The sequence below is a fragment of the Stenotrophomonas sp. STEN056 genome (assembly GCF_056759635.1).
Genome location: NZ_JBRRDL010000028.1, coordinates 1 through 24,195, shown reverse-complemented (window position 1 = coordinate 24,195; position 24,195 = coordinate 1). Strand labels below are relative to the sequence as shown.

Annotated in this window: 24 protein-coding genes; 10 read left to right on the top strand and 14 right to left on the bottom strand. The window is 66.0% G+C overall.

All coding sequences use genetic code 11. The features are described 5' to 3' along the window. The first annotated feature begins 2 nt into the window (after positions 1–2). Complete coding sequence (locus ACVOLO_RS14045; RefSeq protein WP_481570933.1) at positions 3–1,355, top strand: sensor histidine kinase; 1,353 nt, start codon at positions 3–5, stop codon at positions 1,353–1,355. 124 nt (positions 1,356–1,479) lie between these two features. Here the strand turns inward: ACVOLO_RS14045 and ACVOLO_RS14040 are convergent, their stop codons facing one another. From ACVOLO_RS14040 to ACVOLO_RS14025, 4 genes are all read right to left on the bottom strand, one after another. Further along, on the bottom strand, positions 1,480–2,274 hold the full coding sequence (locus tag ACVOLO_RS14040; RefSeq protein ID WP_481570932.1) for a MetQ/NlpA family ABC transporter substrate-binding protein: 795 nt from the start codon (positions 2,272–2,274) through the stop codon (positions 1,480–1,482). A gap of 79 nt (positions 2,275–2,353) precedes the next feature. Further along, positions 2,354–3,043 (bottom strand): methionine ABC transporter permease, encoded by a 690-nt coding sequence (locus ACVOLO_RS14035; protein ID WP_481570931.1) that lies wholly within the window; start codon positions 3,041–3,043, stop codon positions 2,354–2,356. Then, the gene (locus ACVOLO_RS14030; RefSeq protein WP_481570930.1) at positions 3,040–4,047 is read right to left on the bottom strand and encodes a methionine ABC transporter ATP-binding protein; all 1,008 of its coding nucleotides are present in this window, start codon (positions 4,045–4,047) and stop codon (positions 3,040–3,042) included. Before ACVOLO_RS14030 ends, ACVOLO_RS14035 begins: the two co-directional genes overlap by 4 nt. Positions 4,048–4,307: 260 nt before the next feature. Then, complete coding sequence (locus ACVOLO_RS14025; RefSeq protein WP_481570929.1) at positions 4,308–5,207, bottom strand: DMT family transporter; 900 nt, start codon at positions 5,205–5,207, stop codon at positions 4,308–4,310. 1,000 nt (positions 5,208–6,207) lie between these two features. Between ACVOLO_RS14025 and ACVOLO_RS14020 the strand changes: the two genes are divergently transcribed. Then, positions 6,208–6,693 carry a YajQ family cyclic di-GMP-binding protein gene (locus ACVOLO_RS14020; RefSeq protein WP_481570928.1) on the top strand — a complete coding sequence of 162 codons (486 nt, stop codon included), beginning with the start codon at positions 6,208–6,210 and terminating at the stop codon, positions 6,691–6,693. A gap of 18 nt (positions 6,694–6,711) precedes the next feature. Here the strand turns inward: ACVOLO_RS14020 and ACVOLO_RS14015 are convergent, their stop codons facing one another. Both ACVOLO_RS14015 and ACVOLO_RS14010 read right to left on the bottom strand, forming a co-directional pair. Next, complete coding sequence (locus ACVOLO_RS14015; protein ID WP_481570927.1) at positions 6,712–7,842, bottom strand: helix-turn-helix domain-containing protein; 1,131 nt, start codon at positions 7,840–7,842, stop codon at positions 6,712–6,714. A 15-nt stretch (positions 7,843–7,857) separates the two neighbouring features. Continuing rightward, a complete protein-coding gene (locus ACVOLO_RS14010; protein WP_481570926.1) occupies positions 7,858–9,321 on the bottom strand; it encodes a benzaldehyde dehydrogenase in 1,464 nt (487 codons plus the stop codon). 202 nt (positions 9,322–9,523) lie between these two features. On the opposite strand from ACVOLO_RS14010, the gene ACVOLO_RS14005 reads away from it, so the two are divergent. Next, positions 9,524–10,090 carry a DUF1415 domain-containing protein gene (locus tag ACVOLO_RS14005; protein WP_481570925.1) on the top strand — a complete coding sequence of 189 codons (567 nt, stop codon included), beginning with the start codon at positions 9,524–9,526 and terminating at the stop codon, positions 10,088–10,090. 230 nt (positions 10,091–10,320) lie between these two features. Here ACVOLO_RS14005 and ACVOLO_RS14000 read toward each other — a convergent pair whose 3' ends face one another. The 5 genes from ACVOLO_RS14000 to ACVOLO_RS13980 form a co-directional block, all read right to left on the bottom strand. Then, positions 10,321–11,022, bottom strand: coding sequence for an HAD family hydrolase (locus ACVOLO_RS14000; protein WP_481570924.1), 702 nt, complete (start codon positions 11,020–11,022; stop codon positions 10,321–10,323). After that, positions 11,019–11,720 carry a pseudouridine synthase gene (locus ACVOLO_RS13995; RefSeq protein WP_481570923.1) on the bottom strand — a complete coding sequence of 234 codons (702 nt, stop codon included), beginning with the start codon at positions 11,718–11,720 and terminating at the stop codon, positions 11,019–11,021. Before ACVOLO_RS13995 ends, ACVOLO_RS14000 begins: the two co-directional genes overlap by 4 nt. After that, positions 11,717–12,772, bottom strand: a complete 1,056-nt coding sequence (locus ACVOLO_RS13990) for a class I SAM-dependent methyltransferase (protein ID WP_481570922.1) — start codon at positions 12,770–12,772, stop codon at positions 11,717–11,719. Before ACVOLO_RS13990 ends, ACVOLO_RS13995 begins: the two co-directional genes overlap by 4 nt. A gap of 210 nt (positions 12,773–12,982) precedes the next feature. Continuing rightward, on the bottom strand, positions 12,983–13,279 hold the full coding sequence (locus tag ACVOLO_RS13985; RefSeq protein ID WP_481570921.1) for a DUF3247 family protein: 297 nt from the start codon (positions 13,277–13,279) through the stop codon (positions 12,983–12,985). Positions 13,280–13,344: 65 nt separating this feature from the next. Beyond that, positions 13,345–15,360 carry a hybrid sensor histidine kinase/response regulator gene (locus tag ACVOLO_RS13980; protein WP_481570920.1) on the bottom strand — a complete coding sequence of 672 codons (2,016 nt, stop codon included), beginning with the start codon at positions 15,358–15,360 and terminating at the stop codon, positions 13,345–13,347. A 181-nt stretch (positions 15,361–15,541) separates the two neighbouring features. On the opposite strand from ACVOLO_RS13980, the gene ACVOLO_RS13975 reads away from it, so the two are divergent. After that, the gene (locus ACVOLO_RS13975; RefSeq protein WP_481570919.1) at positions 15,542–16,111 is read left to right on the top strand and encodes a DUF3016 domain-containing protein; all 570 of its coding nucleotides are present in this window, start codon (positions 15,542–15,544) and stop codon (positions 16,109–16,111) included. Positions 16,112–16,529: 418 nt separating this feature from the next. Here ACVOLO_RS13975 and alr read toward each other — a convergent pair whose 3' ends face one another. Together alr and ACVOLO_RS13965 are read right to left on the bottom strand one after the other, a co-directional pair. After that, entirely contained in the window at positions 16,530–17,606 is a 1,077-nt protein-coding gene (alr, locus tag ACVOLO_RS13970; RefSeq protein WP_481570918.1) for an alanine racemase, read from the bottom strand. Further along, entirely contained in the window at positions 17,606–18,871 is a 1,266-nt protein-coding gene (locus ACVOLO_RS13965) for a D-amino acid dehydrogenase (protein WP_481570917.1), read from the bottom strand. The genes alr and ACVOLO_RS13965 overlap by 1 nt, the downstream gene beginning before the upstream one ends. Before the next feature lie 148 nt (positions 18,872–19,019). Between ACVOLO_RS13965 and ACVOLO_RS13960 the strand changes: the two genes are divergently transcribed. Further along, positions 19,020–19,499: a winged helix-turn-helix transcriptional regulator gene (locus ACVOLO_RS13960; RefSeq protein WP_481570916.1), complete on the top strand. Its 480-nt coding sequence runs from the start codon at positions 19,020–19,022 to the stop codon at positions 19,497–19,499. Between the two features lie 193 nt (positions 19,500–19,692). Here ACVOLO_RS13960 and ACVOLO_RS13955 read toward each other — a convergent pair whose 3' ends face one another. Continuing rightward, positions 19,693–20,112, bottom strand: a complete 420-nt coding sequence (locus tag ACVOLO_RS13955; protein WP_481570915.1) for a classical arabinogalactan protein 4 — start codon at positions 20,110–20,112, stop codon at positions 19,693–19,695. Between the two features lie 135 nt (positions 20,113–20,247). Here ACVOLO_RS13955 and msrB point away from each other — a divergent pair, with 135 nt between their 5' ends. From msrB to ACVOLO_RS13930, 5 genes are all read left to right on the top strand, one after another. Beyond that, positions 20,248–20,715, top strand: coding sequence for a peptide-methionine (R)-S-oxide reductase MsrB (gene msrB, locus ACVOLO_RS13950; protein WP_481570914.1), 468 nt, complete (start codon positions 20,248–20,250; stop codon positions 20,713–20,715). 226 nt (positions 20,716–20,941) lie between these two features. After that, positions 20,942–21,796: a flagellar motor stator protein MotA gene (gene motA / locus ACVOLO_RS13945; RefSeq protein ID WP_481570913.1), complete on the top strand. Its 855-nt coding sequence runs from the start codon at positions 20,942–20,944 to the stop codon at positions 21,794–21,796. A gap of 10 nt (positions 21,797–21,806) precedes the next feature. Then, positions 21,807–22,760 (top strand): flagellar motor protein MotB, encoded by a 954-nt coding sequence (gene motB / locus ACVOLO_RS13940; protein ID WP_481570912.1) that lies wholly within the window; start codon positions 21,807–21,809, stop codon positions 22,758–22,760. A 467-nt stretch (positions 22,761–23,227) separates the two neighbouring features. Then, complete coding sequence (locus tag ACVOLO_RS13935) at positions 23,228–23,713, top strand: hypothetical protein (RefSeq protein WP_481570911.1); 486 nt, start codon at positions 23,228–23,230, stop codon at positions 23,711–23,713. Positions 23,714–23,727: 14 nt separating this feature from the next. Beyond that, the gene (locus ACVOLO_RS13930; protein WP_481570910.1) at positions 23,728–24,003 is read left to right on the top strand and encodes a DUF4031 domain-containing protein; all 276 of its coding nucleotides are present in this window, start codon (positions 23,728–23,730) and stop codon (positions 24,001–24,003) included. Positions 24,004–24,195 lie beyond the last annotated feature (192 nt).

The window sequence follows — 24,195 nt, the reverse complement described above, 5'->3', positions numbered from 1 at the left end:
CGGTGAAACCACGCTCCTTTACCTTCAGCCTGTTCCTGCGCCTGCTGCCGGTACTTGCATTGGCCGCGGCCCTGCCGTGGATGCTGGCCTACTGGATGGACCACGGCTGGGTCGTGGTGGTCACCTCCGCCGCCATCCTGCTGGCATTGATGTGGTATGCCCTGCACCGCGCCACCTCACCCATCCGCTCGTTGCTGCGCGCCCTGTCCGGCACCACCAGCAGCTACCGCGACGGCGAGTACAACTTTGGCGTGCATTGGCGCAGCAACGATGAGTTCGCTCAACTGGTGAAGGCCCACGCCGAGCTTGGCGAAGTGCTTCGCGAGCAGCGGCAGTCGCTGGTGCAGCGCGAACTGCTGCTGGACACGATGGTGCAGAACACGCCGGTGGCGATGCTGCTGCTCACCGATGGTGGCGACGGTATCCAGCGCGTGGCCTTTTCCAACACCGCTGCGCGCAAGCTGCTGCACGGCGGCTGGAAGCTGGAAGGCAAGCGCGTGCAGGAGCTGCTGGAGAACATGCCGATCGAGCTGCGCAACGCCATCGCGCGCGGCGGTGACAGCCTGTTCGCAGTGCGCGAGCCCGATGCACCTGAGGGCGACGACGAAGACGAGCAGATCTATCACCTGTCGCGCCGCAACTTCCATCTCAATGGCCGCCCGCACGAATTGCTGCTGCTGCGCCTGCTCACCGCCGAGCTGCGCCGCCAGGAAGTGCAAACCTGGAAGAAGGTCATCCGCGTCATCAGCCACGAGTTGAACAACTCGCTGGCACCGATTGCCTCGCTGGCGCACTCCGGCGCCGAGCTGGTGCGGCGCAATCGCTTTGATCGCCTGGAAGACATCTTCGCCACCGTTGAAGAACGCGCCCGCCACCTGGAAGGCTTCATCCGCGGCTATGCGCGTTTTGCCAAGCTGCCACAGCCGCAGCTGCAGACCGTGGTCTGGCGCAATTTCCTGCACGGCCTGCAGCAGCAGATTCCCTTCCGCATGGAACCGCCGGCCGAAGACCTCAGCAGCCGCATCGACCAGGCCCAGTTCTCGCAGGCGCTGTTGAACCTGCTCAAGAATGCGCACGAAGCCAGCAGCGACAACGGCGCCACCGACGATGCGGTCGAGCTGCGCGTGGCCCGCCTGCCGCACTGGCTGCGCATCGAAGTGCTGGACCGTGGCAGCGGCATGAATGAAGCCGTATTGCAGAACGCGCTGATGCCGTTCTATTCCACCAAGCGCAACGGCACCGGCTTGGGGCTTGCGTTGACCCGCGAAATCATCGAGGCCCACGGCGGCCGCATCTCACTGCAGAACCGCAATGAAGGCGGCCTGTGCGTGTCCATCCTGCTGCCGCACGATTGAGGACAGGGGCAGTCGTTGAACACCCCCGCCGTGTCGGGGTTCGATCCTGGCAAGCCCGGCATTCCCGCAGGAAAGACGGCCGTGCCGTGCTGGCACAAGGCCAGGCACCGCACGGCCAGGCGGATCAGAACGCCGGCAGCACTGCGCCCTTGTACTTCTGCTCGATGAAGGCTTTCACTTCCGGGCTGGTCAGCGCCTTGGCGAGCTTCTGCACGCGGGCATCGTCCTTGTTGTCCGGGCGCGCCACCAGGAAGTTCACATACGGTGACTGGCTGCTCTCAATGGCCAGCGCGTCCTTGGTCGGGTTCAGGCCGGCATCCAGGGCGTAGTTGGTGTTGATCAGCGCCAGGTCAACCTGGTCCAGCACGCGCGGCAGCATGGCCGAGTCCAGCTCGCGGAACTTGAGCTGCTTCGGGTTTTCGGTGATGTCGCGCGGGGTGGACAACGCATTGCTCGGATCCTTGAGCTTGATGACCCCGGCGGTGTCCAGCAGGATCAGCGCGCGGCTGTTGTTGCTGGGGTCATTCGGGATCACCACGTCAGCGCCATTGGGCAGCTCGGCCAGCGACTTGAAACGACGCGAATAAGCGCCGAACGGCTCGATATGCACGCCGGTAACCGTGACCAGGTCGGTCTTGCGGTCCAGGTTGTAGGCCTTCAGGTAAGGCTCGGTCTGGAAGTAGTTGGCATCCACCTGCTTCTGCACCAACTGGTCGTTGGGCTGCACGTAATCGTTGAACACGCGCACGTCGAGTTTGACGCCTTCCTTCTCCATCAGCGGCTTGACCACTTCCAGTATCTCGGCATGCGGCACGGCGGTCGCGGCCACCACCAACCGGGCATCGTCGGCGGCAGGCTTGCCGCAGGCAGAAAGCGCCAGCGCGGCAGCAAGCAGGGGGAAGGCAAGCAGCTTGTTCATCGGTGACATATCCCGTCGGGAAAGGGGTGGTTCTACGCTAACAGGGCCAACGCAGCTGTGCCGCCCTGCCCTTATTCCATTATTTGCGGCTGTAATGCGCGACCAGGCGGTCGCCCAGCATCTGCAGCACCTGCACCAGCACCAGCAGCAGCACCACCGTGACCAGTGCGACATCGGTGTGCGAGCGCTGGTAGCCATCGCGGAAGGCCAAATCGCCCAAGCCGCCGGAACCGATGGCACCGCCCATCGCGGTGAAGCCGATCAGGGCAATGGTGGTGACGGTGGCACCGGCAATCAGCCCGGGCCGCGCTTCCGGCAACAGTACCTTGAACACAAGCTGGCCGGTGGTCGCACCCATTGCCTGGCTGGCTTCGATGACGCCGCGATCCACTTCACGCAATGCGGTTTCCACCAAGCGCGCGTAGAACGGCGCGGCACCGACCACCAGTGGCAGGATCGCGCCACGCACGCCGAGCGAGGTGCCCATCAAGCCCAGTGTCACCGGGATCAGCACGATCATCAGGATGATGAAAGGCACCGAACGCAGCAGGTTGACCAGCAGCGCCGTCACCCCATACACCAGCGGCCGGCGCCGCAGCTGTGGCGAGCCGGTGAGGAACAGCAGCACGCCCAACGGCAGGCCGATGATCATGGTCAGCGGCAGCGAGCCGGCCAGCATCAACAACGTGTCAATCGTGGCCTGGCCGATGTCGGCCCACTTGCCGGCGTCCAGATGGCGGAAGAAGCCGCCCGCGGTTGCAAGAATCATCGACGCAGCTCCTCCACATGTACCCCGGCAGCAACGAAGGCGGCCTGCGCCGCGTTCTGGTCGCCGCCCACCAGGGCGACGGTGAGCTGGCCGTAAGGTGTGTCCTTGATGCGGTCGATGCGGCCGGACAGGATGTTGTAGTCCACGCCCGTGTCGCGGGCGATGCGCCCGAGCAGCGGCTCGTAGGTGTCATTGCCAACGAAGGTCAGGCGCATGATGCGGCCGCCCACGGCAGCGTAGTTCTGCAACTGCTCGCCTTCATCCACGTGTTCGGATTCGGACACGAAGCGGCGCGTGGTGGCGTGTTGCGGATGCAGGAAGACATCGGTCACCGGGCCCATCTCGACCAGGTGGCCGGCATCGAGCACCGCCACGCGGTCGCAGACGCGGCGGATCACATCCATTTCGTGAGTGATCAGCACGATGGTCAGGCCCAGTTCGCGGTTGATCTTGCCCAGCAGCGCCAGCACCGAGGCGGTGGTCTGCGGGTCGAGCGCGCTGGTGGCTTCATCGCACAGCAGAATCTGCGGGCGCGTGGCCAGCGCGCGGGCAATGCCGACGCGCTGCTTCTGGCCCCCGGACAACTGCGCCGGATACTTGGCTGCATGCGCTTCCAGCCCCACCGTGCGCAACAGCTCGGCCACGCGGGCGTCGATCTCGGCCCTGGGCGTGCCAGCCAGTTCCAGCGGGAAGGCGACATTGCCCGCCACGGTGCGCGCCGACAGCAGGTTGAAGTGCTGGAAGATCATGCCAATGCGGCGGCGCAGGGCGCGCAGGCCATCGGCGTCCAGCGCGGTTGCATCCTGCCCGTCAATCAGTACCCGCCCATCGCTGGGTTCTTCCAGGCGGTTGATCAGGCGGATCAGGGTCGACTTGCCGGCGCCGGAATGGCCGATGATGCCGAACACCTCACCGGCCTGGATCTCCAGGTCGAGCGGATGCAGCGCGGTGATCGCGCGGCCATCGACGGCGTAGGATTTTTGCAGGTTCTGGAACGCAATCACTGCCAGGGCAACCGGGGGCGGAAAAAGGGGGGCGTGCAGCCTAGCAGCGCCAGCCATCCGGCGCGCGTGCTGTGTCGGCGAAGCTTATTCCTTTTAGTTCTAAGAGGCGACTGTCGTAGGAGCGCCCTTGGTCGCGATACCCAGCAAGGCGGCCGCCTGAGCTTGCAACCAGCCCACCAACGGAACCGGCGGCTTCGCGGCCAAGGCCGCTCCTACGGAAGTTACGGGTCGCCTTGGCGCCCGGCTCCGATTCCCGCCGCTCAGGGGTGGTCGATCTGCTCCGGCCGCTGGGCGCGCTGTACCCGCTCGCGATGCAACAGGTACAGGCCGCTGGCGACGATGATGGCCGCGCCGGCCCAGGTCCAGCGGTCGGGCAGCTTGTCCCACAGCAACAGATCCCAGCCGATCACCCAGACCAGCCCGGTGTATTCCAGCGGCGCGATCATCGAGGCCTGGCCCAGTTGGAACGCCCGGGTCAGCGCAATCTGCCCCAATGCGCCCGCCAGGCCCATGCCGGCGATCAGCGCGGCGTGCTTCCACTGCAGCGGCTGCCATTCCGGCCAGGCCAGCACGCCGGCACCGATGCCCATGATCAACAGGAACCACACCACCATCGACTGCGGGGTGTCGGTTCGGGTCAGCAGACTGACCGTCACGGCGGCAATGGCATACGCCGCGGCCGCCAGCAGCACCATCAGGCCGGGGAAGGAAATGATGCCGTCCACGCCGGGACGCAGCACCACCAGCACGCCGATCAGGCCGATGCCGATCGCCACCCAGCGCCGCGGGCCAACGTATTCGCCCAGCAGCGGCACCGACAAGGCGGCCACCAGCAGCGGCGCCACGAAGTAGATGGTGTACGCGGTGGACAGCGGCAGCGTGCGCAACGCATAGACGAAGCAGCCGATCATCACCATGCCCAGCACACCACGCAGCAGATGCAGGCCCCAGCGCACCGGGATCATCGAGCGCGGCCCTGCGGTGGCAAGCACCCACACCAGCACGAACGGCAACGAAGCCGCGCCGCGCAGCATGGTGACCTGCAGGGTGGGATAACTGGCGGCCAGCATCTTCATGCCGGCGTCCATCAGCGAGAAAAAGGCGACTGCCGCCAGCATCCAGACGATGGCGCGCGCAGGGGATTGGGTGGGAGAAGACATGGGCGGATTATCCCCTGTCATGCGGATTGCGGGTATCTCCGAGCGGTGGAGCTGCATGCTCCGCTCCCTCTCTTGGGCGCAAGCCCAGAGGAGGGCTCGGGGGAGGGATGCTGTTGGTTTTGCGCGAACGGCACCCCTCCCCGGCCCTCCCCTTCGCTTTGCGAAAGGGAGGGGGAATTCTTCGTCTGGGTTTTGTGGCGGCTGTTTGTAGCGCGCTTGGTGGACGCAAGGCATTTTCGACACGGTCGAAAAGGCTCCCTGCCGTTTGCGCGACGGAAGGAACGCAGGGAAAAGCCAAGCCTGCATGACCACCCCCTCCCTTGGGCGCAAGCCCAGGGGAGGAGCGCTGTTGGCTTTGCGCGAACAGCACCCCTCCCCGACCCTCCCCTTCGCTTCGCGAAAGGGAGGGGGATTCTTCGTCTGGGTTTTGTGGCGGCTGCTTGTTGCATGCCTTGTGGACGCAAGGCCTTTTCGACACGGTCGCAAAGGCTCCCTGCCGTTTGCGCGATGGAAGGAACACAGGAAAAAACCAGGCCTGCACGATCCGCCCCCTCCCTTGGGCGCAAGCCCAGGGGAGGGCTGGGGAGGGGTGCTGTTGGTTTTACGCGAACGGCACCCCTCCCCGGCCCTCCCCTTCGCTTTGCGAAAGGGAGGGGGATTCTTCGCCTGGGTTTTGTGGCGGCAGCTTGTTGCGTGCCTGGTGGACGCAAAGGCTTTTCGACACTCTAGAAAAGGCTCCCTGCCGTTTGCGCGATGGAAGGAACGCAGGGAAAAGCCAGGCCTGCATGACCCGCCCTCCCTTCGGCGCAAGCCCAGGGGAGGGCTGGGTAGGGGTGCTTTTGGTTTTGCGCGAACGTTCCCTCCCACCCTCCCCTAGCCTTAAGGGAAGGAGCTGTCCTTCGTTCGTGTGCCTCGGAGACGCTGCTCCCTGCCCGTTCTGACGAAGGAAGGCGGCCGTTCGCCTAGAATGGAGCCTGTTTTCATTGACTGGAGCCGGCCCATGCCTTCCTTTGACGTTGTTTCCGAAGTTGACAAGCACGAACTGGTCAACGCCATCGACCAGGCCAACCGTGAACTGTCCACCCGCTTCGATTTCAAGGGCGTGGATGCCAAGTTCAACCTGGAGGACGACAAGCTGATCAAGCTCAGCGCGCCCACCGACTTCCAGCTCAAGCAGATGGCCGACATCCTGCGCCTGCGCCTGTCCGCACGGAACATCGATTTCCGCTGCATGGAATTTGGCGACATCGAGACCAACCTCGGCAGCGCGCGCCAACAGGTCACCGTCAAGCAGGGCATCGAGCAGAAGCTGGCCAAGCAGATCGCCGCCAAGATCAAGGAAGCCAAGATCAAGGTTGATACGCAGATCAACGGCGACAAGCTGCGCGTCAACGGCAAGAAGCGCGACGACCTGCAGGAAGTCATCGCGCTGTTGAAGAAGAACGAGTTCGAACAGCCGCTGCAGTTCGACAACTTCCGCGATTGATTCACCGCTGCAGCAGGGTCAGTCGCCCTGCTGCAGTTTGCGGTACAGCGTGGTACGCGAAATACCCAGCTTGCGCGCGGCGGCGCTGACATTGCCGCGATGGCTGTCCACCGCATCGCGCACGGCCTGGATGCCCTGCGCACGCAGCGAACCCCTGGCCGCATCGCGTGCGGCGGCCGGAATGGCCACGCTGCCGCGTCGCGTTACCGGCGCCCGCAGGTACTGCACCTGCAAGGCACTGTCTTCGGAAAACGGCACCCGCCGCGCCGGCCCGGCCTGCAGCAGACGCCGCCGTTGGTGCACATTGGCGCCGGCGAACACTTCCTCCAACGTCACCTCCGGCAGCGGCCCACGGCGCGGCAGGCCGAGCAGCCGCCGTGCAACGCGGTTGGCAGCACGGATGCGGCCGTTCTCTTCGATGGCCAGCAGGCCCTGGAAGGGCGTGTTCAACCAGCGCGCATCGTGCTGCAGGGCCAGCAGGTGACAGGGGCGGCACTCCTGCAGCAGCCGGTTTTCGATGGACAGCGCGCCCTGCCGGAAGTAATCCAGCAGATAGTCCGGATCGCGCTCACCCAGGCCGGTGACGTTCAGCGCCCCGGTCACTTCACCGTCCAGCCCGTGCAGCGGCACGCTCAGGCAGAACATCGCGGTGAAATGGTCCAGATAGTGCTCGTTGCCACGCACCAGTATTGGCGTGTCCTCGCTCAGCGCACAGGTGGGTGCATTGGTGCCCAGGTGCGATTCGCGCAGGCGGCGGCCCACCTGGATGGGACGCAGCAGCGGCGAATCGGTCAAGCCATGCTCCCGCTGGGCAACGATCACGCCCTGCGCGTTGATGCAGTACATCAGCCATTGGCGGCCACCAAAAGCGGACCACAACTGATCCATGTCGTGCTGCGCGCAACGTGCCAGGCGGCGATCGGCGTGGCCTTCGGGCTGCGGCGGGCGCGCTACGCGTGGCAGCTGGAACGGCGCCTCACGCTGTTGCATGCCGGAGGCGCGCAGCCGCTCCCAAGAGCGCTGCAACGGCGGCGTCAGCAGGTTTTCCGGCAGCGGTGCGCCGTTGGAAAATTCACGGCGTGCGGCAGCCAGCGACTTCTGGTGTTCCAACGCCGCAGTATTCATGGCGTGTCCTCGGGTTGCGCTCATGGGGGAGTTCCTGCTTCAGAACGAGTACGCCGGTGCCTGGCCCTTGATGGTCAACCATTGCCATTGGGTGAACTCATCGATGTTGGCCGGCCCGCCTATGCTGGTCCCGTTGCCCGATACACCGACGCCACCAAAGGGATTGATCGCTTCATCGTTTACCGTCTGGTCATTGATGTGCAGAAGCCCTGTGTGCAGTTTTTCGCTCAGTTTGAGCGCACGGCCAACGTCGCTGGAGAGGATGCCCATCGACAACCCATAGACCGTGTCGTTGGCCAGGGCCACCGCATCTTCGTCGCTGTCGAACGGCACCACCACTGCGACCGGGCCGAACACTTCTTCACGAAATGCCGGGTTTTCCCGGGTGACATCGGCCAAAACCGTCGCTTCAAAAAACAATTCGCGGTAATGCCCACCCGCGGCGAGCACCGCGCCGGCAGCCAACGCGTCGGCGACAACCTGCGCTGCATGGTCGCGCTGCTGGGCGTTGATCAGCGGCCCCAGCTCGACATCCTCGCGCGCCGGATCACCCACCTTCAGCGCCTTGGCCCTGGCGACAAATTTCTCCAGGAAGCGCTCATAGATGCCCCGCTGTACCAGGATACGGCCGGTGGCCATGCAGATCTGGCCCTGGTGCAGGTACGCACCCCATGCGGCATTGGCCACGGCCAGGTCCAGATCGGCATCGTCCAGGATGATCAACGAATTCTTGCCGCCCAGTTCCAGCGACATCTTCTTCAGCAGCTTGCCGGCCGTCTCGCCCACCTTGCGGCCGGCGGCAGTGGAGCCGGTGAACTGGATCATGCGGATGTTGGGGTCGGCAGTGAGCGCGGCACCGGCGTCGCCTTCACCCGGCAGCACATGCAGTACGCCCGCCGGCAGGCCGGCCAGTTCAAACAGCCGGGCGATGACGAAACCACCGCACACAGTGGTGCGCGGGTCGGGCTTGAGCACCACCGCATTGCCCAGCGCCAGTGCCGGCGCTACCGCGCGCATGGCCAGGTACAACGGGAAATTGAACGGGGAGATCACCCCGACCACCCCGAGCGGGCGCCGCCGCGCCAGGCTCAGGCCGCCCGATTGCGCGGGCAGCACTTCACCCGCCGCCCGCGACGGCAAGGCAGAGGCTTCATGCAGGGCGCGGATGACGATGTTCAGTTCGGCACCGGCCTTGAGTCGGGTGCCACCGCCTTCGCGGATCAGCCAGTCCTTGATTTCATCGGCATGCGCCTCGGCCAGCACGGCCGCGCGGCGCCGCCCGCCGGCCCGGGTTTCGTAAGGGGCCTCGGCCCACGACCGCTGTGCCTGCGCTGCTGCAGCCGCCGAGCGCGCCACCTGCGCCGGGTCGGCCAGCGCGACATGGCCCAGCACGTCGCCGGTTGCCGGTTCCACCGCGTCCCGCAGCGGGCCGCCGGCGCTCCATTGCCCGTCAAATTGCTTGCCCGACCACAGCTTGGTCGGCAGAAACGCTTGCGTGGTCATCTTGCGGAACTCCAGTGCGGGGTAGTTCGCCGATTGGACACCTGCCCACGCCTGTTGCCTATTGGCCGCCAGTGGCAACAGGCCAAACCCTTGTCATGCAAGGGATTTGGCCGGTGATGGGTGTTCCGTTCGTGGACACTCACACCGGCACCCGGCCGTGCTGGCACTACAATCGCCTGCCCAGCATGCATGCAAGGTCACCATGAACGACGCCACCACTCCTCTCGCCGACCCGATCGCCGTCACCCGGAACTGGCTGGAAAAGGCCGTCATCGGGCTGAACCTGTGCCCCTTCGCCAAGGCGGTGTACGTCAAGCAGCAGGTGCGCTTCGTGCTCAGCGATGCCAGCACCCCCGAGGCACTGCTGGAACAACTGGCCGAGGAACTGGTGCTGTTGCGCGACACCCCGGCCGAGCAGATCGACACCACCTTGCTCATCCACCCGGACGTGCTGACCGATTTCCTGGACTACAACGATTTCTTGGAAAACGCCGAAATGGCCGTGGAAGCCCTGGATCTGCAGGGCATCCTGCAGGTGGCCAGTTTCCACCCGCAGTACCAGTTCGCCGGTGCCGCGCCGGAGGACGTGAGCAACTACACCAACCGCGCGCCATACCCCACCTTGCACCTGCTGCGCGAAGACAGCGTGGAACGTGCGGTGGCCGCCTTCCCGGACCCTGACGTGATCGTCGAGCGCAACATCCAGACTCTGGACAAGCTGGGAATCGACGGCTGGAACAGGCTGCTGACCGACGACAAGCCGCACTGATTGGGGATTGGGGATTGGGGAATCGGGAATCGGGAATCGGGAGTTGTAACCAGGGTGCGCAGGGCGGTGCCGTTTCCGGCAGCAGCGAAGTTATCCAAGGATTGCAGTAGGAGCGGCTTCAGCCGCGAAGCCCATGCACTCGCAGGCCACGTGGATTCCCGCTGCTGCAACCACATCAGTTTCGCGGCCGAGGCCGCTCCTACGGATGGCGTTGCGCAGCATGCGTGCGTCTAGGCGGTGGCGATCTCGGAGTTGCCCAGCCACGGCTGCAGCAAGCCGCGCACGTCGTGCAGCGAGCCGGCGATGCGGTGGCCCAGCGCGCGCACGGTTTCATCCGGGTGCACCAGGTCGGGCACCTGGATGGCGGTCATGCCCGCGCCAAGTGCAGCGCGGATGCCGGCCGGTGAATCCTCCAGCGCCAGGCACCGTGCCGGCGCGTGCCCCAGCCGCTGCGCGGCCAGCAGGTAAATATCCGGCGCGGGCTTGGGATGGGCCACATCGCTGCTGGTCACCACCGCATGGAAGTACGGCAGCAAGCCGGCCGCATCCAGTTTGTGGTCGGCACGTGGCTGGCGCGTGGAAGTGGCCACCGCACGCGGGATGTCGTGCGCCTTGAGCAGCTCCAGCAGCTCGACAATGCCCGGCCGCAGCGGCAGGCCGGTGCGGGTGCGTTCGTCGTACAGCAGGTGGCAGCGTTCACTCATCGCATCCACCTGCGCGTCATCGGCCAGGTGCCTGCGCAGCATCGCACGGCAATCGCGGTCGCCAAACCCCACCATGCCAAGGAAGAAGGAACGTTCCAGGGTCAGCCCGAACTCCTCGGCCGCCTGGCTCCAGCACGCCACGGATACCCGCTCGCTGTCGATCATCAGGCCGTCCATGTCGAAAACGACGGCGTCGGGGAGGAACGGCAGCGCAGCGAGCATGGTCATGGTGCGAACAGGGTTTCCAGATCCGTGGGGGTCAACAGCCGCCATTGGCCTTCTTCCAGCCCTTCCAGGCCAAGGCCGCCAATGCGGCTGCGGTGGAGTGATGCGACGTGATTGCCGGTGGCGGCAAACATGCGCCGTACCTGGTGGTAGCGGCCTTCGTGCAGTACCAGCTGCGCGTGGCGCGGGTCGTGCACGTTCAACTCGGCCGGCAGCAGCGGGGTTTTTTCCGACTCCAGCATCAACGTGCCGCTGCCGAACAAGGCCGCTTCGTCGCCCCGCAGGTCCTGCGCCAGCTCGGCCTCGTAAACCTTGGACAGCTTGGACTTGGGCGAGATGATCCGGTGCAGCAGCGCGCCGTCGTCGGTCATCAGCAGCAGGCCGCTGGTATCACGGTCCAGCCGGCCCACGGTGGACAGCACCGGCGCGCGGTCACGGAAACGCTCCGGCAGCAATTCGTAGATCAACCGGCCCTGGTCCTTGGTGGAACAGGTATAGCCGGCCGGCTTGTGCAGCATCAGGGTCAGCCCGGGCGGAGGATCCAGCGGCTCGCCATCGATGCGGATGACGTCGTGCTCGACCTTGTCATCGGCGTACAGCACCTCGCCATCGGCATCGGTGATACGGCCTTCGCGGAACATCAGCTGCACCTGCTTGCGGCTGCCATAGCCCAGGTTGGCGATGTGCTTGACCAGCTTCATGCACGCCCCCCGCGGGTGCCGACGATGACCTTGAAGCCATCGCGCTCGGCGGCAACACGCACCTGGCCAAAGCTCTCGGTGAGGATCTGCTCATACGGCAGGTGGCGGTTGGCCACCATGAACAACTGCCCGCCCGGGCGCAGCGCCTGCGCCGCCACGGCGATGAAGCGGCGGCCGATGTCCGGGCGGTCTTCGCGCGCCGGCGTGTGGAACGGCGGGTTGGAGACGATGAAGTCGTAGCGGCCATCAATACCGGCGGTGACGTCCTGCCAGCGGAAATCGAGCGTGGCGGCAACGCCGGCCAGGTTCTGCCTGGCCAGCGCCAGTGCGCGCGACTCGGCCTCGTACAGATCCAGCGCGGTGACCTGCGGGCAGCGCGCCAGCACTTCGGCCGACAGATAGCCCCAGCCGGCGCCCAGGTCTGCCCCGCGCCCGGCCAGCGTGGCCGGCAACTGCTCGACCAGCAGCGCCGAGGCCGGGTCGATGCGGTCCCAGGCAAACACGCCCGGGCGGCTGCGGAAGCGGCCATCGAGGATCGCGCGCGGCGCATCCAGCGCGGCCCAGCGCTTGCGCAGGGCTTCGTCATGGCCGCCGTCCAGCGGCGCGGTCCAGTAGGTGCGGCAGTGGTTCTTGGTCAGCTTGCCGCCCAGCCCGGCCAGCTGCTGCAGGTCGCCTTCGCCGGAGCGCGCGCCTTCGTTGTTGGACTGGCAGGCCACGATCTGGCCGCCCGGCGCCACCTTGTCCAGCGCACGGGCGAACAGGGCGCGGGCTTCGTCGCGCTGCCGTGGCGGCAGCACCAGCACCAGCGGGTAACGCTCGCCCGATTCCTCCAGCGCCTGTTCTTCACGCACTTGCCAGCCGCTGCGCTCCAGTGCCTCGGCAAACGGGCGGAAGCTCTGCGCGCAGACCAGCTGCGCGGCGTCGGCATGCTCACGCAGCGGCCAACCATCGCGGGCCCGCAGGAACAACACCGGCCCCTGCGGCCAGCGCAGATGGGAGGCGGAAAAGGGAAGGAACAGGGTTTCCAGCGGAGCGTCGTGCGGAGCGGGCATGCCGATACTTGGTCTAACGGGGCGTCCATTCTACCGGCGTGGCCGTAACCGGGCCCGTACGGGCCAAAACAGCCGCTCCCTGGCCGCTTGGCCCTGTGCGGAACGTGGCGCCAAACGGAGCACAACCTGCGGGAAAGCCCAAGATCTCCGCCCTCTTGCGCAAGCGGCAGGGGCGGCAACACCGGGTCATTCCGGATGAGTTGCCACCGCCTACGGCACCTCGGCCATCGGCAGCCGCACTACCTGGCGCACGTTGTCCAGCCACAGCAGGTGCTGCTGGGAGGTACGGACCAGGTCGTCCAGGCGCACCGTGGCGTTCACCCCGGTGCATTCGTCGCGGTCGGCAAAATGCTGCAACACCGGGCGCATCGTCACGGTGCCGGCCACGCGCGCACCACAGTCCAGCACCAGCATCACCCGCGCCTGCCCCGGCAGTTCCCCCGCCAGGGTTTCAAGCAAGGCGATCGTCATGGGATCGCTATAGACGTGGGGCGCGTACTGGGCCATGACGGCGTCCGCAGGTGACCGTGGTCACACTACCCCCGTCACGCGTGAACTCCATGCAAAGAAACTCAGGGCAGGCGGGCGTCGCGGATGGCACCGACCAGCTGGGCCACGCTGTAGGGTTTGGCGATATGGCCCTGGAAGCCGGCCGAGAACGCGCGCCTGCGGTCATCGGCCCGCGCCAGAGCGGTGACTGCCACCGCCGGCAGTTCGTCGCCGGGTACGCCCATGGTTTCGCGCAGGGTGTGCACCAGGCCGTAGCCGTCCATGCCCGGCATGCCGATGTCGCTGATCAGCACGTCAAACGCGGTATGCCCGCGCAGGTCCAGCAGCTCCAGCGCCTCGGCCGCACTGCCGGAGGCAACCACCGTGGCGCCCTGCTCTTCCAGCACCCGGCGGATGTAGCCCAGCATGTCCGGCTGGTCTTCCACCGCCAGGATGCGCACGCCCTGCAGCGCGTTGGCCGCCACTACCTGGTCGCCGATGCGGCCGCGCTGCACCTTGCGGCGTGGCCGGCTGGCCGCCTTCTGCACCTGGAATTCGGGCAGGCGCAAATGGAAGGTGGCGCCATGCCCGGCACCGTCGCTGTCGGCCGATACCGTGCCGCCATGCAGCTCGGTGAGTTGCTGCACGATGGCCAGGCCCAGCCCCAGGCCGCCGTAGCGGCGCGTGGTGGTGCCGTCGGCCTGGCTGAAGCGGCTGAACAAGTGCTCCAGGAACTCCGGTGCAATGCCGTCACCGTCGTCGTGCACCCGCACTACGTAGTGCCCCTCTTCCTGCAACAACTCCACCTCGATATGGCCTTCGACCGGGGTGAACTTGATGGCGTTGGACAACAGGTTGGACAGCACCTGGCGCAGCCGCGTGGCATCGCCCAGCACCGGGCACGGCTTGTCCGGGGTGACCACCCGCAGCGTCTGTGCCTTGCCTTCGGCCACCAGCTCCTGCGCGCGTACCGCCTCGCGCACCTGCTCGGCCAGGTTCAGCACTTCCACTTCCAGCTGCACCTTGCCCAGCAGCATGCTGCTCAGGTCGAGCATGTCCGACATCAGGTTCTTCTGGGTGATCGCACTGCTGGCGATCACCTCCATGCCACGGCGCATCGGGTCGTCACTTTCCATGCGCTGCAGCAGCAGTTCGCTCCAGCCCAGGATCGTGGTCAGCGGCGTGCGCAGTTCATGCGACAACGTGGCCAGGAATTCGTCCTTCATCCGCGCCATGCCTTCGGCGGTGTTGCGCGCGGCGCGTTCGGCTTCCAGCAGCTCCTCGCGCGCCATCTCGATCTCGCGGCGCTCGGTGATGTCCGGGCTGCTGCCGGCCAGGCCGATGAACCGGCCATCATGCGAGAAACGCGGCACCGCGTTCATTTCCAGCCAGCGCCACTGGCCATCATGGCGACGCACGCGCACGTTGATGTGCAGCTCCCGGCGTTCGACCAGCGCGCCCTTCAGTTCGTATTCGAACGGCGCCAGTTCATCCGGATGCAGCAGCCGGCGCCACCAGCGCGGGCCCAGGTCACTGTCCTGGGCGATGCCGAAGAACGCGGTGAACGCCGTATTGGCAAACCGCACGTGGCCCAGGTCATCGAGTACCCACACCGGCATCGGCAGGCCATCGGCCAGCGCGCTGAAACGCGCCTCGCTTTCGGCCAGGTCGGTCTCGATGCGCTTGCGCTCGGAGATGTCGAAGAACAGCACCGCTACCCGCAGGTCCTCCGGGGCACCAATGCGCACGGCCTCCACCGAATACCAGCGGCCCAGTTGCTGCACCTCGCGCTCGAACTGCGCCATCACCCCTTCGGTGGCAACCCGTCCCAGGACACGGAACCAGTACTCCTCCAGGCCGGGCAGCACCTTGCGCGCGGACCGGCCCTTCACGCCCTCCAGCCCGGTGATCCGCTCGAACGCCGCATTGACCCGGCGGTAGATGAAATCCACCGCCCGGCCTTCCTCGAACACCATTTCGATCACGCAGAAGCCCGAGCCCACGGCATCAAACACCTCCCGGTACAGGGAGGTGTCACCCAGATCTTCTTCGGCCAGGGTGGCCAGGGTCAGCGGCGGTTCGCTATTGAGCGGGAGCATGTATGCAGGCAAAAGGGTGCAGGGCGGGATCCTGGCGCGCTGGAAAGTCTGGGCAGCACGCGATTTACACAGTGTGATGATGAACCATTGAGCAACTGCCCGGCGCCGCTGGCACCGCCATTCATTGCCGCGTTCGCCTTGCAAGCTCACACTGGCGTCATCCAAGCCACAGGAGTTCGTCATGAAAACCCTTGCCGTGACTGGACTTGCCCTGGCCTGCCTGCTTGCCGTGGGCAGCGCTGACGCCAAGTCGCGAAACGTTGCCGATCCAGAAGCCCCGCGCGCCCTGACAGTGGAAGGGCCGGTGCAGGTACAGTGGGGCGACCCGGCCCAGTTCACCGAACTGCGCCAGAGCCGCAACCGCTGGGAGGCCCAGCGTGGCGACTGGGTGGAGACACTGGCCGAGCACCTGCGCAAGCAGGCCAGCAAGCAGTTGCCCGACGGCCAGTCGCTGGACGTGACCATCACCGACATCAAGCGCGCCGGCGACTACGAGCCGTGGCATGGCCCCAACTTCGACGACGTGCGTTTCATGCGCGACATCTACCCGCCGCGCATCAGCCTGCAGTTCACCCTGACCGACGCCAATGGCCAGGTGATCGACCAGGGCGAGCGCAAGCTGTCGGACACCGGCTATTTGTTCAACAGCTCACTGCCGAGCAACACCGACCCGCTGCGCTACGAAAAGCGCCTGCTGGACGATTGGCTGCGCCGCGAACTGCAGCCAACCCGCGAGACCGCCGGGCTGTAATCCCCATCCCGAACGTGCAGTACACAGAAGGGCCGCCCAGCGGCCCTTTTGCCTATACGGGAAACGCTGCCGTAGGAGCGGCCTCGGCCGCGAAACACGCAGGCTGACCCAGCACGACAAAACCACAACCGCACCCTGCCCGTCGCATCTGCCATTGATGCCGGATGCGGCACCGGCTTCGCGCCTGAAGGCGCTCCTACGCAAAGCATGCTGATCATCGGCCAGGCTCCCGCAGGAGCGGCCTCGGCCGCGAAACACACAGGCTGACCCAGCACGACAAAACCACAACCGCACCCTGCACGTCGCATCTGCCATTGATGCCGGATACGACACCGGCTTCGCGCCTGAAGGCGCTCCTACGCGGAGCGTGGTGATCGTGGGCCAGGCTGTTGCCCCGGCCCACTGCATTGCGGTGCGGCTACTCGCTCAGATACACCCGCGGGGTGCGCTTGAGGCTGCAGGGCAGCCGGTAGGCGCTGGTATTGCAACGCGGTGCCAGCTCGGAAATCGTCGGGGCGTTGCCCCACAACTGCACGATGCTGCCGCGCGCGGCCTGCGGATGATCGGTGAGGTCAACGGTGAGCATGTCCATCGACACGCGACCGATCAATTGCCCCGGCACGCCGTCGATCAACACCGGCGTGCCGTTCGGGGCGAACTGCGGGTAGCCATCGGCATAGCCCATCGCCACCACACCCACGCGGGTGGGTTTGTCGGCGACAAAACGGGCGCCGTAGCCCAGCGGTTCGCCGACGGCCAACTCACGCACCGCGATCACCCGCGACTGCAGCGTCATCACCGGGCGCAGTTGCGCGGCATGCGGGCTGGGTTGCGGGTACAGCGGGTCGGCGCCGTACAGCATCAGGCCCGGGCGCACCCAGTCACTGCGCACGTCCGGCCAGCCCAGCAACGCGGGCGAATTGCACAGGCTGGTTTCACCGGGCAGGCCGTCGATGGCGCGGACAAACACGTCCAGCTGCTCGCCGGTGCGGTTGCTGTCCAATTCGTCGGCGCGGGCCAGGTGCGTCATCAGCACCAGCGGGGCGACGTTGGGCAGCGCACTCAGGCGCGCATGCGCGTTGCGGAATTCTTCGACCGACAGGCCCAACCGATGCATGCCGCTGTCCAGCTTCAACCAGATGCGTAGCGTGGCGTCGGTCCTGAATGCTTCCACCGCTTCCAGCTGCCACTGCGAGGACACCACCGTCCACAGATCGTGCTCGACGATCAGCGGCAGTTCGGCGGCGTCGAAGAAACCTTCCATCAGCAGGATCGGCCCACGGATGCCGGCTTGACGCAGTTCCAGCGCTTCCTCGATGCAGGCCACGCCAAAGCCGTCTGCCTCGTCCTGCAGCGCGCGGGCGCAGTGCACCGCACCGTGGCCGTACGCGTCGGCCTTGATGATGGCCAGCGCCTTGCCACCGCCCAACTGCTTGGCCAGGCGGTAGTTGTGGCGCAGTGCCTCCAGGTCGATCAGTGCCTGTGCCGGGCGCATCAGTGCTGCCCCTTGCCGTAGCGGAAGATATCCAGGCCTTCGGTGCTGATCTGCGGCGGCTTGCCGCTGATCAGGTCGGCCAGGTAGCGGCCCGAGCCGGCGGCCATGGTCCAGCCCAGGGTGCCGTGGCCGGTGTTGAGGAACAGGTTGCGATAAGGAGTTGCGCCGATCACCGGCGTGCCGTCCGGCGTAGCCGGGCGCAGTCCGGTCCAGAAGCTGGCCTTGGACAGGTCGCCGCCATCGGGATACAGGTCGTTGACCACCTTCTCCAGCGTGGCGCGGCGGCGCGGTTCCAGCGACAGATCAAAGCCGGCCACCTCGGCCATGCCGCCGACGCGGATGCGGTCCTCGAAACGGGTGATGGCGATCTTGAAGCTCTCGTCCAGGATGGTCGAATTGGGGGCCATCGCCGCATCGGTGATCGGCAGGGTCAGCGAGTAACCCTTCAGCGGATACACCGGCAGCTGCATGCCCAGCGGCGCTACCAGCTGCGGCGAGTAGCTGCCCAGCGCCAGCACGTAATGGTCGGCGGTTTCCCGCTTGCCGTTGATGTGCACGCCGGTGATGCGGTCACCGTCACGCTCGATCGCGGTGATGGTCTGCTCGAAGCGGAACTCAACGCCGGCTTCGGCCGCCAGCGCCGCCAGTTTCTGGGTGAACAGCTCACAGTCGCCGGTCTGGTCTTCGGGCAGACGCAGCGCGCCGACCAGCATGTCGGTTTTGCTGGCCAGTGCCGGCTCCACGCGGGCGATGCCCTGGCGGTCCAGCACTTCATACGGCACGCCGTACTGGCGCAGCACTTCGATGTCCTGCGCGGCGGCATCCAGCTGCTGCTGGGTGCGGAACAACTGGGTGGTGCCAAGCTGCCGGCCTTCGTAATCGATGCCGGTGGCCGCGCGCAGTTCATTGATGCAGTCGCGGCTGTAGTCGGACATGCGCACCATGCGCGCCTTGTTCACCGCATAGCGGGCCGAGGTGCAGTTGCGCAGCATCTGCCACAGCCAGCGGTACTGGTTGAGGTCGCCGGTGGGGCGGATGGCCAGCGGTGCGTGTTCCTCGAACAGCCACTTGATGGCCTTGAACGGCACGCCCGGCGCGGCCCACGGCGAGGTGTAGCCAAACGACAGCTGGCCGGCATTGGCGTAGCTGGTCTCCAGCGCCGGCGCGGGCTGGCGATCAACGACCGTGACCTCAAAGCCCGCCTGTCGCAGATACCAGGCACTGGTCGTGCCGATCACACCGGCGCCGAGCACGAGAACTCGCATTGTCTTCTCCTGACCCCATCATTCCCTGCGCCAGGGTGGCCAGGGACTGGAAACGCCGCAGTATATTCAGGCCTGACCAGTGTTTTCTTCTGTATTGAAACGCTCAAACAGGGTAATTTCCCGTTTCGTTCATCAAAAACAGAGCGCCATGGCCACCCGCAGCCGCGAACTGGACAAGATCGACCGCAGGATCCTGCGCATCCTGCAGCAGGAAGGCCGTATTTCCTTCACCGAACTGGGCGAACGGGTGGGCCTGTCGACCACGCCCTGCACCGACCGCGTGCGCCGCCTGGAGCGCGAGGGCGTGATCACCGGCTACTACGCCCGGCTTGATCCACAGTTCGTCAAAGCCAGCCTGCTGGTGTTCGTGGAAATCAGCCTGGCCTACAAATCCGGCGACATCTTCGAGGAGTTCCGCCGCGCCGCGCTGAAGCTGCCCAACGTGCTGGAATGCCACCTGGTCTCGGGCGATTTCGACTATCTGCTCAAGGCCCGCATCAATGAGATGGCCTCCTACCGCAAGCTGCTGGGCAGCACCTTGCTGACCATGCCGCATGTGCGCGAGTCCAAGAGCTACATCGTGATGGAAGAGGTGAAGGAGACCTTGTGCCTGCCGATTGATGATTGAGGTTGGTGTGGGTTGAGTAATGGCGACTGCATAGGCACCCCTCCTCAATCCTCCCCTGCGCGATGCGCAAGGGAGGAGGCACCCGCTCCGACTCCGGCAGATCGCCGCTCAGGCCTGCGACTGCATCCCCCTCCCTTGCGCCGAAGGCGGAGGGGAGGGCCGGGGAGGGGTGCTGTTGCTTCTGCTTCCACCCTCACTCACCACCGGCCGGCCGACTGCTCTTCGGCGGCGGCACCACGCGCTGGCCGTTACCGCTGGGCACGGTGTCGTAGTACTTGCCGGTGCGGCGGTCCATCACCCGGTTGGGGCCGGCCTGCTGCATGTGGCTCAACGGTTGCCCATTGCTGCCGTAGACCGGGCGCGGCGTTGTTGGCGGGGTGATCGGCGTGGGCTTGTTGACCGGCGCGGTACGCAGCGCCGGTTTTTCCAACCGCTCGCGCAGGCGAGCGTTCTCGGCCGCCTGGCTGCGGTCGTCCGCTTTCGGTGTTGGGGTCGGCGGCGGCGGCAACTGCACCGACCGCGTCGCCGTGGGCGGCGGCGGTGTTTTGAGCTGGGCCACGGCCACGCCGGGCAACAGCGCCGCCAACAGCATCCATCCGGTGCATCGTTTCATCCGCCGCCCCTGCCTGAATCCTGCGCCCAGCATGCGCCGACGTGGCTGGCGCATGAGTGAACGCACGGCGCACGGTGGATTGGTGCGGGGGTCGCATCGGCCTACCATGACGCCCTGCCCCACGAAGCCATCGCCATGACCGCCTTCGACCTCACCCCGCCCACCGCCGGCCAACGCGACGCACTCGTCGCCGGGCTCAACGACGAAGAGCAGCGCGTGCTGCTGCATCACGGCACCGAGGCGCCTTTCTGTGGCGTGTTCCTGGACAACAAGCGCGACGGCGTTTACTGCTGCCGGCTGTGTGCGCTGCCGCTGTTCCGCTCCAGCGCCAAGTTCGACTCGGGCACGGGCTGGCCCAGCTTCTTTGCACCGTTCGACCCGGCGCATGTCGGCGAAATCCGCGACACCAGCCACGGCATGGTGCGCACGGAAATTGTCTGCGCGCGTTGCGGCAGCCACCTGGGCCACGTTTTCCCCGATGGCCCGCCGCCGACCTTCGAGCGGCATTGCCTGAATTCGGTATCACTGGGCTTCGTCGGCCTGGGCGAGCCCTATCCGAACCCGCTGCAACGCGGTGGTGCCGAGGCGTTGTTGGTTGGTTGAGGGGCGCTGGTTTCGTAGTGCCGAGCCATGCTCGGCAGGGGCTTCACCTGTAATGCCTCAGCGGAGCACGGCTCCGCTCTACAGGCTGGCGGATTGACCTCTCATTTTTGATCGCGCTTTTGCCGGACAGCCGAGTTCGATCGCAATTTGGCCGTTTACCCACTTCACACTTCAGAAGCAGGCCCCGGTGCCGACAACGGGGTGTCCCCCCTGCCGTGTCCGCACCATGCTCATCCTCGTTGGCCTGCTTATCGTCATCCTCAGCGTGCTTGGCGGCTACGTCGGCGCCCACGGCCGCCTTGGCGCGCTGTGGCAGCCCTACGAACTGGTCATCATCGGCGGCGCGGCACTGGGTGCGTTCCTGATCGGCACCCCGCTCAAGACCGTCAAGCAGACCCTGCGCGCCGTGCTCGGTACGTTCAAGGGGCCGCAGTACAAGCGCCAGGACTACCTGGACGTACTCAGCCTGCTGTACGAACTGCTCAACAAGGCGCGCCGCGAGGGCTTCATGGCGCTGGAAGACCATGTCGAGAATCCACAGGACAGCGCGGTGTTCGCCAACTACCCCAAGATCCTGGCCGACCACCACCTGATGGATTTCATCACCGACTGCCTGCGGCTGATGATCGGCTCCAACATCGAGCCGCACGAACTGGAACCGCTGCTGGAACTGGAGCTGGACAAGCACCACCACGAGGCGCTGGAACCGGCGCATGTGCTCAACAAGGTGGCTGACGGATTGCCCGGTTTCGGCATCGTCGCGGCGGTGCTGGGCATCGTCATCACCATGGGTTCCATCGGCGGTGACATCAAGGAAGTGGGCGCGCATGTGGCCGGCGCACTGGTCGGCACCTTCCTGGGCATCCTGCTGGGCTACGGCTTTGTCGGCCCGCTGGCGGCGGCGGTGGAAGCACGCGCCGAGCAGGACGCACGCATCTACGAGTCGGTCAAAACCGCCTTGCTGGCCTGCCTGCGCGGCTACAACCCGAAGATCGCCCTGGAGTTCGCGCGCAAGACCGTACCGTCAGCGTTGCGTCCGGGCTTCAGCGAGTTCGAGCAGCACCTGAAGTCGGTCAAGTAAGGCGCGCGCCATGAGCGAGACCAAGCCAACGGTGATCGTGCGCCGGGTGAAAAAGGTGCAGAAAGGCGGCCACCACGGCGGTTCGTGGAAGGTGGCCTACGCCGACTTCGTCACCGCGATGATGGCGTTCTTCATGGTGATGTGGCTGCTGGCGGCCACCACCAAGCCCGAGCGTGCGGCCATCTCCGACTACTTCCGCAACCCCAGCCCGTTGAGCGGTGCCAGCAGCACACCCGCTCCCGGCATGGCCGGCCCGGGCGGCGCCAGCACCTCGATGATCAAGCTCGGCGGCGCCACCGATGTTTCGCGCGGCAACAGCAACGATCCCTTCCAGAACCAGCAGGAAGCCGTGCCGACGCCCGTGCAGGAACGCGAGCGCGAGAAGCAGCGGCTGGAAGCGCTGAAACAGGAGCTGCAGGAAGCCATCAGCAAGAGCCAGGCGCTGGAGCCGTTCAAGGACCAGCTGTTGCTGGACATCACCCCCGAAGGCCTGCGCATCCAGATCGTGGACCAGCAGAACCGGCCGATGTTCGACCTGGGCAGCGCACGCCTGATGCCCTACACCCAGGCGATCCTGGTCGAGCTGTCGCACTTCATCAACCAGGTGCCCAACCGCATCAGCATCACCGGCCACACCGACACCACCGCCTATTCCACGCAACGGGGCTACGGCAACTGGGAGCTGAGCGCCGACCGCGCCAATGCCGCCCGCCGCACCCTACTGGAAGGCGGCATGGACGAGGCCAAGGTGGCGCGCGTGGTCGGTTTGTCCTCGTCGGTGCTGTTCGACAAGGCCAACCCGCAGAACCCGATCAACCGCCGCATCAGCATCGTGGTGATGACCAGGGATGCCGAAGCTGCCGCGCTCAACGAGAGCGGTTCGATGGCATTGCCTGCATCGGCTGCGCCGTCTGCGCCGTCTGCGGACGCGGTTATTGCACCGACGGCTGCGGCCGTCGACTGACGGCGCTATTGGCTGCGCTGTCCGGTGGGGAGCGGAGCAGAAGCTATCCCTCCCCTGCCCTCCCCTCCGCCTTCGGCGCAAGGGAGGGGGCGGTTCATGTAGTTCGATCAGTTCGTAGCACAGCCATGCTTCTGCCCCCTCCCTTGCGCCGAAGGCGGTGGGGAGGGAGCGGTTCATGCAGTTCGATCAGCCCACAGCGCAGCCATGCTTCTGCCCCCTCCCTTGCGCCGAAGGCGGTGGGGAGGGAGCGGCTCATGCAGTTCGATCAGCCCGCAGCGCAGCCATGCTTCTGCCCCCTCCCTTGCGCCAAAGGCGGAGGGGAGGGCTGGGGAGGGGTGCTTTTGCACACCCCAAAGGCCAAAAAGCCGCAGTTTTCCGCCACTTCCGGCCGCCTTCACCCACCAAGTCAGGGCACATACCGCGTGGACGCCTACAATGGGCGCTGTTTTCTCCTACGACCCTTACCCATGTCCAAGCTCTCCAAAGCCAAGCGCGACAAGCGCAAGAAGCAGGCCCCGCGCCGCCCGTTCGCCCGCCTCAATGCCCAGCAGCAGGTGCAGAACCACGCCGTGCTGGTGAATGAAGAAGGCCAGGTGGTGGCCGCCATCGGCCTGCAGGGCAGCGAATGGCTGCTGGCCATCGGTGGCCAGACCATGGGCAATGCCGACAACCCCGTGCCGATGCTGGCCATGCTCAAGCACCTGGCCAACGTGCAGGAGAAGGAAGGCCGCAAGGTCAGCCTGGAATACTCCGCGCAGCTGCAGCAGATGATCGACGACCTGGCCGCCGACGAAGGCAAGACAGCCGACGACTACCTGGCCAACCTGGTCTCCGAGTTCGAGGGTGTCGATGGCGAGGAAGCCGTCGAAGCCACTGACGTGATCGAGGCCGATGCGGCCCCGGCTGCGGAGGTTGCAGCGGACGCTGACGCCGAAGACAAGCCCAAGGCCTGAGCCAAAGGCCCATCGTGACGGTCTATATCGACGATGCAGTACACCCCTGGCGCGGTGAGCGCTGGGCGCATCTGATGGCCGACACCCTGCCCGAGCTGCATGCCATGGCGCAGCAGCTCGGGATCCCCCGGCGCGCGTTCCAGAACCGCGCCAGCGGCGTGCACTACGACGTGCCGGCGCCGCTGCGTGAGCAGGCCATCGCATTGGGCGCGCAGGCCATTTCGCGGCATACCGACCGGGAAATGATGCGCCGGGTGATCGCCAATGCACGGGCGTTGTACCAGCCGTAGGAGCGGCCTTGGCCGCGAAACCGATGGCAATACGCCAGCGGGGGCGACCCGCAATCCGACAATGCACGTGCTTCGCGGCCAAGGCCGCTTGTGTCTGCCACCGGAGTAGGTTTGCAGGTGAGAGCGGAGTGCGGCAGCCCGTTATGCCGCGGTGCGCACAAGCACGTGTAGGAGTTGGGGCGCCGCACTCCA